The 14,954-nt window shown below is 70.2% G+C and carries 13 protein-coding genes; all 13 read left to right on the top strand.

The window, feature by feature from the left end:
• Positions 1-45 precede the first annotated feature (45 nt).
• The 13 genes from ACWEOW_RS22475 to aroQ all read left to right on the top strand — a co-directional run bounded on the left by ACWEOW_RS22475 (position 46) and on the right by aroQ (position 14,841).
• A complete protein-coding gene (locus ACWEOW_RS22475) occupies positions 46-1,797 on the top strand; it encodes an ABC transporter substrate-binding protein (protein WP_452271474.1) in 1,752 nt (583 codons plus the stop codon).
• Between the two features lie 122 nt (positions 1,798-1,919).
• Positions 1,920-2,906 (top strand): ABC transporter permease, encoded by a 987-nt coding sequence (locus tag ACWEOW_RS22470; RefSeq protein ID WP_452271473.1) that lies wholly within the window; start codon positions 1,920-1,922, stop codon positions 2,904-2,906.
• Positions 2,903-3,973, top strand: a complete 1,071-nt coding sequence (locus ACWEOW_RS22465) for an ABC transporter ATP-binding protein (protein ID WP_452271472.1) — start codon at positions 2,903-2,905, stop codon at positions 3,971-3,973. The genes ACWEOW_RS22470 and ACWEOW_RS22465 overlap by 4 nt, the downstream gene beginning before the upstream one ends.
• Complete coding sequence (locus ACWEOW_RS22460) at positions 3,970-5,064, top strand: ABC transporter ATP-binding protein (RefSeq protein WP_452271471.1); 1,095 nt, start codon at positions 3,970-3,972, stop codon at positions 5,062-5,064. The genes ACWEOW_RS22465 and ACWEOW_RS22460 overlap by 4 nt, the downstream gene beginning before the upstream one ends.
• 352 nt (positions 5,065-5,416) lie before the next feature.
• A complete protein-coding gene (gene alaS, locus ACWEOW_RS22455; protein WP_452271470.1) occupies positions 5,417-8,089 on the top strand; it encodes an alanine--tRNA ligase in 2,673 nt (890 codons plus the stop codon).
• 3 nt (positions 8,090-8,092) lie between these two features.
• Entirely contained in the window at positions 8,093-8,599 is a 507-nt protein-coding gene (gene ruvX / locus ACWEOW_RS22450; RefSeq protein ID WP_452271469.1) for a Holliday junction resolvase RuvX, read from the top strand.
• The gene (gene mltG, locus ACWEOW_RS22445) at positions 8,596-9,786 is read left to right on the top strand and encodes an endolytic transglycosylase MltG (protein WP_452271468.1); all 1,191 of its coding nucleotides are present in this window, start codon (positions 8,596-8,598) and stop codon (positions 9,784-9,786) included. The genes ruvX and mltG overlap by 4 nt, the downstream gene beginning before the upstream one ends.
• Entirely contained in the window at positions 9,780-10,751 is a 972-nt protein-coding gene (locus ACWEOW_RS22440) for a shikimate dehydrogenase (protein WP_452271467.1), read from the top strand. The genes mltG and ACWEOW_RS22440 overlap by 7 nt, the downstream gene beginning before the upstream one ends.
• Positions 10,748-11,446: a prepilin peptidase gene (locus ACWEOW_RS22435; protein ID WP_452271466.1), complete on the top strand. Its 699-nt coding sequence runs from the start codon at positions 10,748-10,750 to the stop codon at positions 11,444-11,446. Before ACWEOW_RS22440 ends, ACWEOW_RS22435 begins: the two co-directional genes overlap by 4 nt.
• A 63-nt stretch (positions 11,447-11,509) precedes the next feature.
• The gene (gene aroC, locus ACWEOW_RS22430; protein WP_452271465.1) at positions 11,510-12,730 is read left to right on the top strand and encodes a chorismate synthase; all 1,221 of its coding nucleotides are present in this window, start codon (positions 11,510-11,512) and stop codon (positions 12,728-12,730) included.
• Entirely contained in the window at positions 12,727-13,254 is a 528-nt protein-coding gene (locus tag ACWEOW_RS22425; protein ID WP_452271464.1) for a shikimate kinase, read from the top strand. The genes aroC and ACWEOW_RS22425 overlap by 4 nt, the downstream gene beginning before the upstream one ends.
• A gap of 2 nt (positions 13,255-13,256) precedes the next feature.
• Positions 13,257-14,393 carry a 3-dehydroquinate synthase gene (gene aroB, locus ACWEOW_RS22420; RefSeq protein ID WP_452271502.1) on the top strand — a complete coding sequence of 379 codons (1,137 nt, stop codon included), beginning with the start codon at positions 13,257-13,259 and terminating at the stop codon, positions 14,391-14,393.
• A gap of 10 nt (positions 14,394-14,403) precedes the next feature.
• The gene (gene aroQ / locus ACWEOW_RS22415) at positions 14,404-14,841 is read left to right on the top strand and encodes a type II 3-dehydroquinate dehydratase (protein WP_452271463.1); all 438 of its coding nucleotides are present in this window, start codon (positions 14,404-14,406) and stop codon (positions 14,839-14,841) included.
• Positions 14,842-14,954 lie beyond the last annotated feature (113 nt).

The following is a 14,954-nucleotide window of genomic DNA, read 5'->3' as shown; positions in this document are numbered from 1 at the left end:
CACAAAAGGGAGCAAACAACAATGCGCTGGACCAAAGTCCTGACCGTGGGAGCCGTCGCTTCCCTCGGCCTTGTCGCGGCCTGCGGCGCCCCGTCCGCCAACAACGGTGGCGCGGGCGGCACGAACGGCGGCAACAAGCCGGTCGATACGGCGGGCGCCGCCCTCGACCCCAACGCCAAGGGCCCGGCCCCGGCCGTCCCGGGCGCCAAGAAGGGTGGCATCCTCACGGTTGCCTACTCCTCGGTCCCGGCCAACATGGACCCGAGCGACCAGTTCTACCAGGACACGGCCGTCATCTTCTCGCTGACGCACCGCGCCCTGACGACCTTCACCATGCGTGACGGCAAGATGGTGCTCGTTCCGGACCTCGCCACCGACCTCGGCAAGGCGTCGGAGGACGGCCTGACCTGGACGTTCACCCTCAAGGACGGCATCAAGTACGAGGACGGCTCGCCGGTCAAGGCTGCGGACATCGTCTTCGCCGCCAAGCGCTCGTTCGACCCCGACCTGGCCGCCAACGGCCCGACCTACCAGCGCGAGTTCTTCAAGAACGGCGCCGACTACCAGGGCCCCTACAAGGGCGACAAGAACTGGAACAGCGTCGAGGCTCCCGACGACAAGACCGTCGTCTTCCACCTCGAGAAGCGTTTCGAGACGCTGCCGTACTTCGTGTCCTTCAACCAGTTCACGCCGATCCCCGAGGCGAAGGACAAGAAGGCCGACTACCAGCTGCACCCGCTCGCCACCGGTCCGTACAAGTTCGACAAGTACACCCCGGGCACCGAGCTCACTCTCGTGCGCAACGACCAGTGGGACCCGAACTCCGACCCGGCCCGCAACAACTACCCCGACGGCTTCCACTTCAAGTGGGGCGTTGACGACCTCAAGACGCAGACCGCCATCCTCGCCTCGAACGGTGAGGACGCCACGTCGCTCAACTGGTCGCCGATCGACTCCTCGCTGATCCCCCAGATCGAGGGCGACAAGAAGGCGCAGTTCGTCGAGGGTCCGTCCTCCTGCGTGATCATGGTCAACATGGACGCCCGCAAGATCCCGATCGCGGTCCGCAAGGCGATCGCCGTGGCGTACCCGTTCGACTCGATGCACAAGGCGCTCGGCGAGACCTCGCACTCGTTCACGCCGGCCAGCACGATGGTCCCGCCGCAGATCCCGGGTCACCTGTCCTACGTGGCCGAGGCCGCTCCGGGCTTCAAGATGAACGGCCAGGGCGACGGCGACCCGGCCAAGGCCAAGGAGATGCTGGCTGCGGCCGGCTACGGCGCCGACAAGCCGTTCGAGCTCACGTACTACTACACGAACGACGACGACTCGGCGCAGAAGGCCAACCAGGTCCGCAAGCAGGCCTTCCAGGCCGCCGGCTTCAAGGTCACCGACATCGGTGTCCCGAACGCCGAGCGTCGCAAGCTCATCGGTGACCCCAAGGGCAAGCACAACATGCTCCAGTCGCCGCGTGGCTGGTGCTTCGACTGGCCGTCGGCCGACTCGATCATCCCGCCCACCGTCGGCACCATCGCCCTCTCGCAGGGTGGCACGACCTTCGGTAACTTCTCCGACGCCAAGATCGACTCCGAGATCAAGCGCGTCCAGCAGCTCTCGATCACGGAGCAGGGCCCGGAGTGGGGCAAGATGGACAAGTGGCTCACGGAGAACTACCTCCTGGCCATCCCGGACTACTACGACAAGGGCAACTCGGTCTTCGGGACCAAGGTCCACAACGTCATGAACAACCCCAACAAGGGTATGCCGGAGATCACCCAGATCTGGCTGGACCAGTAAGACGGCAGTGACAGCCCTCCTTCGGGAGAGCAAGATCTGAACCGATAGCCGCGGTGGGGGTCCGGATATCCCGGGCCCCCACTATCGGCGCCCACCCTCGTTCCGGGAAGGTAAACCACCCCGTGCTCACCTACATCCTCAGGCGTCTGGCTCTCGCTCTGAGCGTCATCCTGGCAACGCTGGTGTCAGCGTTCCTGCTGTTCTTCGCCGCGCCGTCAGACCCGGCGCTCGCGATGTGTCCCGAGACGAAATGCAACCCACAGCGTCTCGCACAGATCTCGCAGAGCCTCGGCCTCGACAAGCCACTGGCCGTGCAGTTCATGGACTACTTCAAGGGCCTGTTCGTCGGCCGCGACTTCGTCTATGCCGGTGACACCGTCCACTGCGGCGCTCCCTGCCTGGGGTTCTCCTTCGTGACCCGACGCTCGGTCAACGAGGAGCTGTTCACGCGGTTCCCCAACACCTTCGTGCTCGCGATCATGGCCGCCATCGTCTTCGTGACGGTCGGCGTGACGCTCGGCATCTTCGCGGCGGTGCGCCGCGGCTCCGGCACGGACCGGAGCGTCGTCGGCGCCTCCCAGGTGCTCGGCTCGATCCCCTACTACGTGCTCGCCCTGCTCGTCGCGCTCTACCCGGTCGTGCTCTGGAACGTCCTGCCGCAGTACTCGCCGATGTCATCAGGTGCTGGACCATACTTCGCCGGAATGCTCGCGCCGGCGCTCATCCTCGGTTTCGTCACTTCGGCCTCATATGTCAGGTACACGCGTAACTCGATGATCGAGACGCTCTCCACCGACTACATCCGCACGGCGCGGTCCAAGGGCATCGGCGAGCGGCGGGTGCTGTTCAAGCACGGCTTCCGCGCTGCCATGAGCCCGATCGCCACCATCCTCGGTCTCGACCTCGCGGCGCTGCTCACCGGCACGCTCATCACCGAGCAGATCTTCGGCGTCGACGGCATCGGAAAGCGAGGCCTGCAGGCGCTGCGCGCGCAGGACCTTCCCGTCATCATGGGCACCGTGCTCATCGGTGCGACCGTGGTCGTCATCATGAACCTCCTCGTCGACATCGCGTACTCCTTCATCGACCCGCGAGTGAGGCTCTCGTGACCGCAACCGCCAACGTCATCCCGACCCAGACGTCCGAGGCGCACCAGGCTGGTGACGTCGTCCTCGACGTCTCTGACCTGTCGGTCGCCTTCCCCACCGAGGAGGGCCTGGTCCGGGCCGTCTCGAACCTGTCGTACCAGGCTCGCCTCGGCCGCACCCTCGCCATCGTGGGGGAGTCGGGCTCGGGCAAGTCCGTGTCGAGCATGGCGGTCCTCGGTCTGCACAACCCGAAGCGGACGCAGATCACGGGCAGCATCAAGCTCGACGGCCTGGAGCTCGTCGGGGCGCCGCAGTCGACCTTCCAGAAGATCCGCAGCACGAAGGCGGCGATGGTCTTCCAGGACCCGCAGAGCTCGCTCCACCCGTTCCACAAGGTCGGCAAGCAGATCGCCGAGGCCTACCAGGCGCACAACAAGGTGAGCAAGGCCATCGCGGACAAGCGCGCAGTCGAGATGCTCGACCTCGTCGGCATCCCGAACCCGCAGCGCCGCGCCAAGCAGTACCCCCACGAGTTCTCGGGCGGCATGCGGCAGCGCGCGATGATCGCGCTGGGTCTGGTGAACAACCCCAAGCTGCTCATCGCCGACGAGCCCACGACCGCGCTCGACGTGACCGTCCAGGCGCAGATCCTCGACCTCGTCAACGAGCTCCAGAAGGAGTTCGGCAGCGCGGTCATCCTCATCACGCACGACCTCGCGGTCGTCGCTGAGACCGCCGACGACATCCTCGTGATGTATGCCGGTCGCGGCGTGGAGAAGGGCAACGCCAAGGAGGTGCTCGCGCAGCCGTCGATGCCGTACACCTACGGCCTGCTGCAGTCGCTGCCGTCGCACTCGGAGGACCTCGACGAGCTCAAGGCGATCCCGGGCGCGCCGCCCAGCCTGCTCAACCTGCCCAAGGGCTGCTCCTTCCACCCGCGATGCGCGTTCAAGGACCAGGTCGAGGGTGACGCGTGCTTCACCGTCCTGCCGGAGTGGCGCCCGACCCCGGGCCTGACCAACCGAGAGATCCGCTGTCACCTGGCCGACCCGGTGGCCACGCTGCAGCACGACGAGGGAGTCCGATGACCACCCAGCAGACTGTTCCGGCCCCGGCGCCGTCCGACGCCTCGCGTGCCCCGCTGCTCAAGGTCACCGACCTCCAGCGCTACTTCCCGTTCCGTGAGGTGCAGGGCCTGAAGATGGTGCGCGCGACGGTCAAGGCCGTCGACGGCATCAGCTTCACCGTGAAGGAGGGCCAGACCCTGGGCCTGGTGGGCGAGTCCGGCTGTGGCAAGTCGACGACCTCGCGCCTCGTCACCCGTCTCGACGAGCCGACCGCCGGCACCGTCGAGTTCGAGGGCCGCGACATCACGCACCTCAAGGAGAAGGACCTGCGAAGCATCCGGCGCGATGTCCAGATGATCTTCCAGGACCCGTACTCCTCGCTGAACCCCCGCCACACGGTCGGCTCGATCCTGACCACCCCGCTGAACGTGCACGGCCTGCACAAGGGCAAGGAGAAGGCCCGGGTCCAGGAGCTGCTCGAGCTGGTGGGCCTCAACCCGGAGCACATCAACCGCTACCCGTCGGAGTTCTCCGGCGGTCAGCGGCAGCGCATCGGCATCGCCCGCGCCCTGGCGGTGGAGCCGAAGCTGATCATCGCCGACGAGCCGGTCTCGGCCCTTGACGTCTCGATCCAGGCGCAGGTGATGAACCTGCTCGCCAAGCTTCGCGACGAGCTCGACCTGGCCTTCATCTTCGTCGCCCACGACCTCGGCGTGGTGCGCCACTTCTGCGACCAGGTCGCAGTCATGTACCTGGGCAAGATCGTCGAGTACGGCGACAAGAAGAAGATCTACGAGTCGCCCGAGCACCCGTACACCCAGGCCCTGCTGTCCGCGGCTCCCGACATCAACGTCGCGCGCGGCATCGCGCCCAAGGAGCGGATCCGCCTCGTCGGCGACGTCCCGAGCCCGATCGACCCGCCGAGCGGCTGCCGCTTCCGCACCCGGTGCTGGAAGGCTCAGGAGATCTGCGCCCAGCAGGAGCCTCCGCTGTTGGCCTCCGAGGCCGAGCTGTCGACCCGTGGCCGCCGCGAGGGCGGCCTGCATACCCAGGCCTGCCACTTCCCCGAGGTCAAGACCGACCTCGTCGCGGAGGTCGAGCACAGCGCCTGACCGCGTGCCCGGTCACCGCACCACGCAGCTGTGCCGCTGGGTCGGCTTCCACCTGGGAGCCGGCCCAGCGGCATACCGGGTCGGGTCTGCGCCGCTCGTTGCGCCTGCGGACGGCTCCGATGCGCCCACAACGCGCTGGGATGGCCCGTCCGGGTCCGTTAGGGTTGAATGCAGCGGCGCGGACGACCGGGCCGGCGAGTCGAAGGACGGACACGTGGTGGACCTGCTCCAAGAGGTGAGCGCGAGCCGGTGGAGGCGAGCTCCCCGGGGGTCAGTCGCGCCCCAGTGAGGCGCTCCGGACTGACCCCGCCCCGACCCACCTGCACCCACCGATCCACCCAAGGACTCAACCATGGAAACCGCTGAGATCAGGCGTCGCTGGCTCTCGTTCTTCGGCAGCCGCGGCCACACCGTCGTGCCGAGCGCGCCGCTCGTGCACGAGGACCCCAACCTGCTGTTCGTCAACGCCGGCATGGTCCCCTTCAAGCCGTACTTCCTCGGCCAGGAGACGCCGCAGTTCAACCGGGCCACCAGCGTCCAGAAGTGCGTGCGCACCCTCGACATCGAGGAGGTCGGCAAGACCACCCGCCACGGCACGTTCTTCCAGATGAACGGCAACTTCTCCTTCGGCGACTACTTCAAGGAAGGCGCGATCGAGCTCGCCTGGGAGCTCGTCACGCGCAGCCAGCGCGAGGGCGGGTACGGCTTCGAGGAGAAGGACCTCTACGCCTCCGTCTACCACGAGGACGACGAGGCGATCCAGCTCTGGAAGCGTGTCGCGGGGCTGCCCGACGACCGCATCGTCCGGCTCGGCAAGAAGGACAACTACTGGAACATGGGTGTGCCCGGCCCGGGCGGCCCCTGCTCCGAGATCCTCATCGACCGGGGCCCGGAGTTCGGCGCCGACCGCGACTGGGAGGCGGGTGACCGATACCTCGAGTTCTGGAACCTCGTCTTCATGCAGGACGACCTGTCCGCGGTGCGGTCGAAGGAGGACTTCGACATCGCCGGGCCACTGCCCAAGCGCAACATCGACACCGGCATGGGCCTGGAGCGGGTCGCGTACCTGCTCCAGGGCGTCGACAACATCTACGAGATCGACGAGATCTTCCCGGTCATCTCGGCGGCCGAGGACCTGACGGGCCGCCGCTACGGCGCGAACCACGAGGACGACGTCCGCTTCCGCGTGGTCGCGGACCACGTGCGGTCCGCGCTCATGCTGATCGGCGACGGCGTCACCCCGGGCAACGAGGGCCGTGGCTATGTCCTGCGTCGCCTGCTGCGCCGGGCCGTGCGCTCGATGCGGCTCCTCGGTGTCGACGCGCCCACGCTCGAGCACCTGCTCCCGGTCAGCGTCGAGCGGATGAAGGCGTCCTACCCCGAGCTGGAGACCGACTTCCGTCGGATCGGCGAGGTCGCGTACACCGAGGAGGAGGCGTTCCGCCGCACCCTGTCCGCCGGCACGACGATCCTCGACTCGGCGGTCGCGCGGGCGAAGTCCGCGGGCTCGACGACCCTCGGCGGTGCGGAGGCCTTCGCCCTGCACGACACCTACGGGTTCCCCATCGACCTCACACTCGAGATGGCGCAGGAGCAAGGGCTTCAGGTCGACGAGCCGGGCTTCCGACGCCTCATGGCCGAGCAGCGCGACCGCGCCAAGGCGGACGCGAAGGCCAAGAAGAGCGCGCACGGTGACACGACGGTCTACCGTCAGGTCGCCGACGCGCTGGGTCGCGACGTCGAGTTCACGGGGTACGACCAGACCGTGACCGACGCCCGAGTGCGCGGGCTGATCCGGGACGGCGTCGTCGTGGACCGCGTCGTGGCGGGCGACGACATCGAGATCGTCCTGGACCGCACGCCGCTCTACGCCGAGTCCGGTGGCCAGCAGGCCGACCACGGCCGCATTCGCCTCGGCAACGGAGCGTTGATCGAGGTCAAGGACGTCCAGCGTCCGATCACGGGCCTGGTCGTTCACCGCGCGACGGTGCTCGAAGGCGAGGGCGCGGTCGGTGAGGACGCCGAAGCCGAGGTCGACGTCGTGCGGCGCCGGTCGGTCTCGCGCGCGCACACCGCGACGCACATGGTCCACCAGGCGCTGCGCGACGAGCTCGGGCCTACCGCGACACAGGCCGGGTCGGAGAACTCCCCGGGGCGGCTGCGCTTCGACTTCCGATCCCTGCAGGCGGTGCCGGACGCGGCGATGGGGCAGATCGAGGCGCAGATCAACTCGATCCTGCTCGACGACCTGCCGGTGACCGCGGACGTCATGGCGCTCGACAGCGCGAAGCGGCTCGGCGCGATGGCGCTGTTCGGCGAGAAGTATGGCGAGCGGGTGCGCGTCGTGTCCATCGGTGACTGGTCGCGCGAGCTGTGCGTCGGCACGCACACCCCGCGGGTCGGCCAGATCGGGGTCGTCAAGCTGCTCGGTGAGTCGTCGATCGGCTCGGGCGTTCGTCGAGTCGAGGCTCTCGTGGGCGCGGACGCCTACACCCATCTGGCCCGGGAGGCGGCGATCGTCAGCCAGCTCACCGACTCGCTCGGCGTGCGCCGGGACGAGCTGCCGGACCGCATCGCGGGCATCCTGACCCGACTGCGCGACGCGGAGAAGGAGATCGCCTCCATCCGGCAGGCCCAGGTCCTCGGCGCCGCTGCGGGCCTGGTGGCCACCGCGCGCGACATCACGGGTGTGAGGTTCGTGAGCCACGACGCGGGGGAGGGCGTGTCCGGCGACGAGCTTCGCGCGCTGGTCATCGACGTGCGCGCCCGGCTCGGCAATGAGCGTCCCGCGCTGGTGTCGATGGCTGCCGTCGCGAACGGTCGCCCGATCGTCATCGTGGCGACGAACGACCTCGCCCGTCAGGCCGGCCTCAAGGCGGGCACCTTCGTCAAGATCGCCGCCCAGACCCTGGGTGGCGGTGGCGGCGGCAAGGACGACCTCGCCCAGGGAGGTGGCACCGACGCCACCAAGGTGTCGATGGCGCTCGGCGCCGTCGAGGACGCGCTGCGGAGCCGAGGCGCCTGACCGGTGTCCTCCCATCGCACCCGTCCGGGGGCACGCGTCGGCGTCGATGTGGGCAACGCCCGCGTCGGCGTCGCCGCGTCGGACCCGACAGCGACCTTCGCCCACCCGGTGCGGACGGTCCCCCGCGACGTCGCGGGGGGGTCCGACCTTGCGGCGATCGTGTCGCTCGTGGAGGACCTGGGTGCGGTGGAGGTGGTCGTCGGGCTGCCGCGGTTGCTGTCCGGCCAGGAGGGTGCGTCCGCCCAGGAGGCTCGGCTCTTCGCCGGTCAGCTGGCAGCCACGCTGGGTAGTGTGTCGGTGCGGCTTGTCGACGAGCGCTTGACCACTGTCGACGCGCACCGCAGACTACGCGACAGCGGAGTGCCCGGTCGCGGCCAGCGGGCTGTGGTCGACCAAGCGGCCGCGGTGCTCATCCTGCAGAACGCCCTCGACACCGAGGCGCACACCGGCAGGCCGCCAGGGGAGACCGTCACCCCCGGCGGGAAAAGGAAGAAGGAACGTCGTCGATGAAGGACCATCTCGAATCGTCCATCTTTGGCGACCAGGAGGACACTCTCGAGCACGTCGAGCCGGTGGCCCCTGCGCCGATGACGCGGCGTGAGGCACGTGAGGCCGAGCTGGCCGCACGCAAGCAGACCAAGCGGCCCAAGGGCAAGCCGTCGGTCCTTCGACGGATCCTCGTCATCGTGCTCGCACTCGCCCTGATCGGCGGCGGTGTCGCCGTGGCCTACAAGGCCCTGCGCCCGGTGGTCGAGAGCTTCCTCGAGGCCAACGACTACCCCGGCCCCGGGGACGGCGACGTCAAGGTGACCGTCGAGCAGGGCGCCGGCGGCACCGCGATCGCCAAGGCCCTCGTCGACGCCGGCGTCGTCAAGTCGACCAAGGCCTTCATCGAAGCCGCCAACGCCGAGCCCAAGAGTGCGGCGATCCAGCCCGGCGTGTACGACATGAAGAGGCAGATGAAGGCGTCCGACGCGCTCGCGATCCTCATCGACCCCAAGAACCGCATCGTCACCCGCGTCACCATCCCGGAGGGCCTCTGGGCCAGCGAGATCTTCGCCCGCCTGTCCAAGGCGTCGGGCATCCCGGTCGCCCAGTATGCCGCGGCGGCCAAGCAGGTGAAGCAGATCGGCCTGCCGGCGGCGGCGAAGGGCAACATCGAGGGCTACCTGTTCCCCGCCAGCTATGAGTTCGGGCCTTCGTCCTCAGCCGTCGACCAGCTCAAGCAGATGATCGCGGAGTCGACCAAGCGTCTCGACTCCCTCGGCATCACGGCGGACCAGATGGAGCGCACGGTCACCGTGGCGAGCCTCGTCGAGGGCGAGGCCCGCACCGAGGCGGACCAGGCAAAGGTGGCCCGGGTCATCGAGAACCGCCTCGCCCAGAAGATGTCGCTCGGCCTCGACTCGACCGTCAACTACATCTTCAAGAAGCGCGGCGTGCCCACCCAGGACATGCTCGACAGCAGCAACCCCTACAACACCCGTCGGTTCACCGGGCTGCCGCCCGGCCCGATCGGCAACCCCGGTGAGAGCGCGCTGACCGCCGCCGCGAACCCGCCTGCAGGCCCCTGGCTGTACTTCGTCACCGTCAACCTCGACACGGGCGAGACGAAGTTCGCCACGACGTACCAGGAGCACCAGCAGTTCGTCCAGGAGTTCCAGGACTGGTGCGCCGCCAACAAGGGCAAGTGCTGACCGCCCCCGACGGCGAGGTGCCGGCCGACGACGCCGGGGCGCCGGCCGACGACGGCGGGGCGCCCGCGGACGACGCCGGGGCGCCCGGGTCCCTGGGGCGCGACCCCGGCCGCGCGGCCTCGCGCTGCGCCGTCTGGGGGAGCCCGGTCGAGCACTCGCTCTCCCCGGTCCTGCACCGGGCGGCATACGACGCCCTGGGACTCGACGACTGGTCGTACGACCGGCGAGAGGTCGACGAGGCGGGCTTCGCCGACGCCCTCGCGGGCCTGGACGGGACCTGGCGCGGGTTGTCCCTGACGATGCCGCTGAAGGTGGCGGCCCTCGCTGCTGCGGCTCAGGCGTCCCCGACGGCGCGCGCCGCCGGTGGGGCGAACACGTTGGTGCGTGAGGAGTCTGGCTGGTCCGCGCACAACACCGACGTCGAAGGCATCCACGCGGCCCTGGGCGAGCACGGTGTCACCCACGTGGACCACGCCGTGGTCGTCGGCTCCGGCGCCACGGCGCGATCGGCCGTGCTCGCGCTCGCCGGCGCGGGACTGGGCCGCGTGACGTTCATGGTGCGGGCCGCGGTCCGTCCCGAGACCGTCGACCTCACCGAGGCGCTCGAGCTGGAGGTCGACGCGGTCGAGATCGGCGACTGGCCGACCGATGCGGAGGTCATCGTCTCGACCGTGCCGCCGGCGAGCTTGGCCGCGGCGGCACCACCTCCGGTCGTTGAGCGACGGCGGCAGGGTCCCCGAGTACTCCTCGATGTCGTCTACGGTGCCGGCGCAACGCCGGTGCAGCTGGCCGCGGTGGAGCGCGGCTGGACGCTGATGCCAGGGACCGACATGCTTCTGCACCAGGCGGCCGCACAGGTCCGGCTCATGACGGGCCGCGAGGCCCCGCTCGGCGCGATGCGCGACGCGCTGCACGAAGCGCTCGCCCGGCGTGGCTCGAGCCCGGCCCCACCAGCGCGAGCATGACCTGGGTCGAGTCGCCGGCGACACCCTGGTGGTTCGTCGTCGCGGTGACCCTGGCCGGGCTCGCGATGGGGGAGGTGCTGCGTCGCCGCCTCGCATCCGGTGGCTACCGGCTCGACGACGAGACCGGGCGCGGGCCGCGCGTCTCCACGTATGCCGTGACCGTCGGGCTCGGGCTGCTGTGGGGCCTGCTGGCGTGGCGCTTCGGTCCCGCGTCGCAGTGGGCGCTGTCGCCGGCATACCTCGGCTTCGCTTTCGTCGCGGTCGCCCTGGCGTGGATCGACGCCGACGTGCACCGGCTCCCGCGGGGGCTGACCTACCCGGCGTACCCGATGCTCGTGGGGCAGCTCGCTCTCGCGTCCCTGGCGTCGGGAGACTGGGGGGCGCTGCGCCGAGCGGCCATCGCCGGCGCCGTGCTGTGGGTCGGCTACTTCCTGCTCGCCCTCGCCGCCGCCCTGCTGGGCAGCGGGTTCGGCTTCGGCGACGTCACGCTCGCCGGCCTCGTCGGTCTCGCGACCGGTTATCTCAGTGTGACCACGACGCTCGTCGCCTCGTGGACTGCGTTCATCCTGGCCGGCCTCTACGGCCTCTCCCGACTGCTCCTGCGCAGGGGCACCAGGAAGGACGACATCGCCTTCGGCCCCTGGATGCTCGTCGGGCTCCTGCTGTCGTTGTTCGCCGAGGTCCACCTCGTCTGACCCGCGCCGTCCGCCTCGCGGGCGGCCCGGCTGGGCCCGGAACCAGCGTGGGAGGATCGAGACATGTTGCGTTGGTTGACGGCCGGTGAGTCGCACGGCCCCGCGCTGGTAGCGGTCCTCGAAGGGCTTCCGGCGGGGGTCGAGGTGGGCGCCAAGGACCTGCAGGCCGCCCTGGCGCGCCGCCGGCTCGGCTACGGCCGCGGAGCCCGGATGAAGTTCGAGCAGGACGAGGTCGAGTTCCTCGGCGGGCTCAGGCACGGGGTCACGATCGGCTCGCCCATCGCGGTCCGCATCGGCAACAGCGAGTGGCCGAAGTGGACGACCGTCATGAGCCCCGAGGCCGTCTCGGAAGAGGCGTATGCCGCCGCCGACGATGTCAACGCGGAGAAGGAGATCGCCCGCAACAGGGCGCTGACCCGCCCCCGTCCCGGGCACGCGGACCTCGTCGGCATGCAGAAGTACGGTCACACCGACGCCCGTCCGGTGCTCGAGCGTGCCTCCGCGCGCGAGACCGCCGCGCGCGTCGCGCTCGGGGAGGTCGCCGCCCGCTTCCTTGAGCAGGCCTACGGCATCCGGCTCGTGTCGCACACGGTGTCCATCGGTCGCGCGGAGGTCGCGTCCGACGCGCTGGTGCCTACCCCGGACGACGTCGAGCGACTCGACGCCGACCCCGTGCGTGCGTTCGACACCGACGGGTCGGCCGCGATGGTGGCCGAGGTGGACGCGGCGCGCAAGGACGGCGACACCCTGGGCGGCGTCGTCGAGGTCCTCGCCTACGGCCTGCCGCCGGGCCTGGGCTCGCACGTCCACTGGGACCGCCGTCTCGACGGCCGGCTCGCGCAGGCACTGATGGGCATCCAGGCGATCAAGGGTGTCGAGGTCGGCGACGGCTTCGAGACCGCACGCCGCCGGGGGTCGGAGGCGCACGACGAGATGGACCTCGTCGAGGGTGCCATCGTGCGGCGCACCGGCCGCGCCGGGGGCACCGAGGGTGGGATGTCGACGGGCCAGCCGCTCCGGGTGCGCGCCGCGATGAAGCCGATCAGCACCGTTCCGAGGGCGCTCGCGACCGTCGACGTCGCCACGGGCGAGGCGGCCACGGCCATCCACCAGCGCTCGGACGTCTGCGCCGTCCCCGCGGCGGGCGTCGTCGCCGAGGCCATGGTGGCGCTGGTCATCGCGCAGGCCTGCCTCGAGAAGTTCGGCGGCGACTCGGTCGCCGAGACCTCGCGGAACCACGCGGCATACCTCGCCGCCGTCCCGGAGGGGCTGCGCACGTGGTGACGCCGGCATCCGCCCGGCCCGTCGCGATCGTGGTCGGCCCGCCGGGTGCCGGCAAGACGACGGTGGGTCGTGCGCTCGCCGACCGGCTCGGCGTCGAGTTCCACGATGTCGACGCCGCCATCGAGGCGGCGCAGGGCCGCTCCATCTCCGACATCTTCGTCGACGACGGTGAGCCGTTCTTCCGCGACCTCGAGCGCGGCGAGGTGGCGCGCTCGATCGAGCAGGAGCGGGGCGTCGTCGCGCTCGGCGGCGGTGCGGTCATGGACCCGCTGACCGAGGAGGCGCTGGCGGGCCACGTGGTGGTCTTCCTGGACGTGGCGATCGCCGACGCGAGCAAGCGCATCGGGTTCGACCGCTCGCGACCGCTGCTCTCGGTCAACCCGCGCGCGTCCTGGGTTGCGATGATGAACCACCGCCGCCCGACCTACCGCCGTGTCGCGACGCTGACGGTGGACACGGCCGGGCGGACGCCCGACGAGGTCGTCGACCTCATCGTGCCGGCGCTCGACGGGGCGTCGGCGTGACGCTGGCCGAGCCGACGACCATCTCGGTCGGCGGGGACTATGACGTCGTCATCGGCTCGGGAGTGACCGACCGGGTCGGCAGCCTTCTCGGCGTCGGGGTCGACCGGGTGCTCGTCGTGCACCCCCCGACGCTCCCTGATGTCGCGGACCGGGTTGCCGGCGCGCTACGGCGACAGGGGTATGCCGTCACCACCGCCGAGGTGCCCGACGCGGAGCCGGCCAAGACAGCAGCCGTTGCCGCCGATCTCTGGGGGACGCTGGGCCGCGAGGGCTTCACCCGGTCCGACGCTGTCGTCGGGGTCGGCGGTGGCACGGTGACCGACCTCGCCGGCTTCGTCGCCGCCACCTGGCTGCGCGGGGTCAAGGTCGTCCAGGTCCCGACGACCCTGCTCGGCATGGTCGACGCCGCGGTCGGGGGCAAGACCGGTATCAACACCGCCGAGGGCAAGAACCTCGTCGGCGCATTCCACCCGCCCGCTGGCGTGCTGTGCGACGTCGACGCGCTCGCAACCCTCCCGGCCGTCGACCTTGTCGCGGGCCTCGCTGAGGTCGTCAAGTGCGGCTTCATCGCCGACCCGGTGATCCTCGACCTCGTCGAGGCCGACCCGGTGGCGGCACGGCGCGCCGACAACCCGCACCTGACCGAGCTCATCGAGCGGGCCGTGCGGGTCAAGGCCGACGTCGTCGCCGCTGACCTGCGCGAGAGCTCACTGCGCGAGATCCTCAACTACGGCCACACCTTCGGCCACGCCATCGAGCAGGTCGAGGGGTACCGGTGGAGGCACGGCGAGGCGATCGCGGTCGGCATGGTCTACGTCGCCGAGCTCGCGCGCCTGGCCGGTCATCTCGCCGGGCCGCAAGGCGATGCGCTCGTCGCGCGCCACCGGTCGGTTCTCGCGTCGCTCGGCCTGCCGACCGGCTACCGCGACGACCGCTGGGCGGAGCTGCACCAGGCGATGCGGCGCGACAAGAAGTCTCGCGGGTCGACGCTGCGTTTCGTCGTGCTCGACTCCTTGGCCCACCCCGACCGGCTGGTCGGCCCGAGTGACGACCTGCTGCGAGCGGCATACGACCTCGTCGCCCACCATGCCTCCGACACCGACGAGCAGACCCCGACCCGCGGGCACGGCGCTCACTAGACTTCGCCGCATGACGGCACCGCGGGTCTTCGTCCTGTCCGGCCCCAACCTCAACCGGCTCGGCACGCGCGAGCCGGAGGTGTACGGCTCCGACACGCTCGAGGACATCCACGAGGCGGTCGAGCGTGAGGCGCGCCACCTCGGGCTCGTCGCTGACTGCCGCCAGACCAACCACGAGGGCGTCCTCGTGGACTGGCTCCACGAGGCTGTCGACGCCGGCGCCGACGTCGTGCTGAACCCCGGCGCGTTCACGCACTACTCATATGCCGTCCGCGACGCCTGCGCGATCGTGACCACGAGCGGCCGCAGCCTCGTCGAGGTGCACCTGTCCAACCCGGCCGCTCGTGAGGAGTTCCGTCACACGTCGGTCGTCGCAGGCGTTGCGACCGGCACGATCGCCGGCTTCGGCCTCCAGTCGTACCTGCTCGCGTTGCGAGCCCTCGTGTAGGCCGCCGGCCGGACCCGGGTCACCGCCACGCTGGGGACACAGTCACCTCATAGCCGCCGGACAGAGGCACCCTTGGCGGGGCCTCCAGGATCGAGCCAGGCAAGCCCGCCCGG

This window comes from Monashia sp. NPDC004114, from assembly GCF_053603855.1.
Note: the sequence above shows the minus strand (reverse complement) of the source record. Positions and strands in the feature narration are given on the sequence as shown.

Bases quoted from the DNA above. Each gene is read 5' to 3' on its own strand.
- ACWEOW_RS22460 (WP_452271471.1), top strand. From the start codon at position 3,970: ATGACCACCCAGCAGACTGTTCCGGCCCCGGCGCCGTCCGACGCCTCG.
- alaS (WP_452271470.1), top strand. From the start codon at position 5,417: ATGGAAACCGCTGAGATCAGGCGTCGCTGGCTCTCGTTCTTCGGCAGC.
- mltG (WP_452271468.1), top strand. From the start codon at position 8,596: ATGAAGGACCATCTCGAATCGTCCATCTTTGGCGACCAGGAGGACACT.
- ACWEOW_RS22435 (WP_452271466.1), top strand. From the start codon at position 10,748: ATGACCTGGGTCGAGTCGCCGGCGACACCCTGGTGGTTCGTCGTCGCG.
- aroC (WP_452271465.1), top strand. From the start codon at position 11,510: ATGTTGCGTTGGTTGACGGCCGGTGAGTCGCACGGCCCCGCGCTGGTA.
- aroQ (WP_452271463.1), top strand. From the start codon at position 14,404: ATGACGGCACCGCGGGTCTTCGTCCTGTCCGGCCCCAACCTCAACCGG.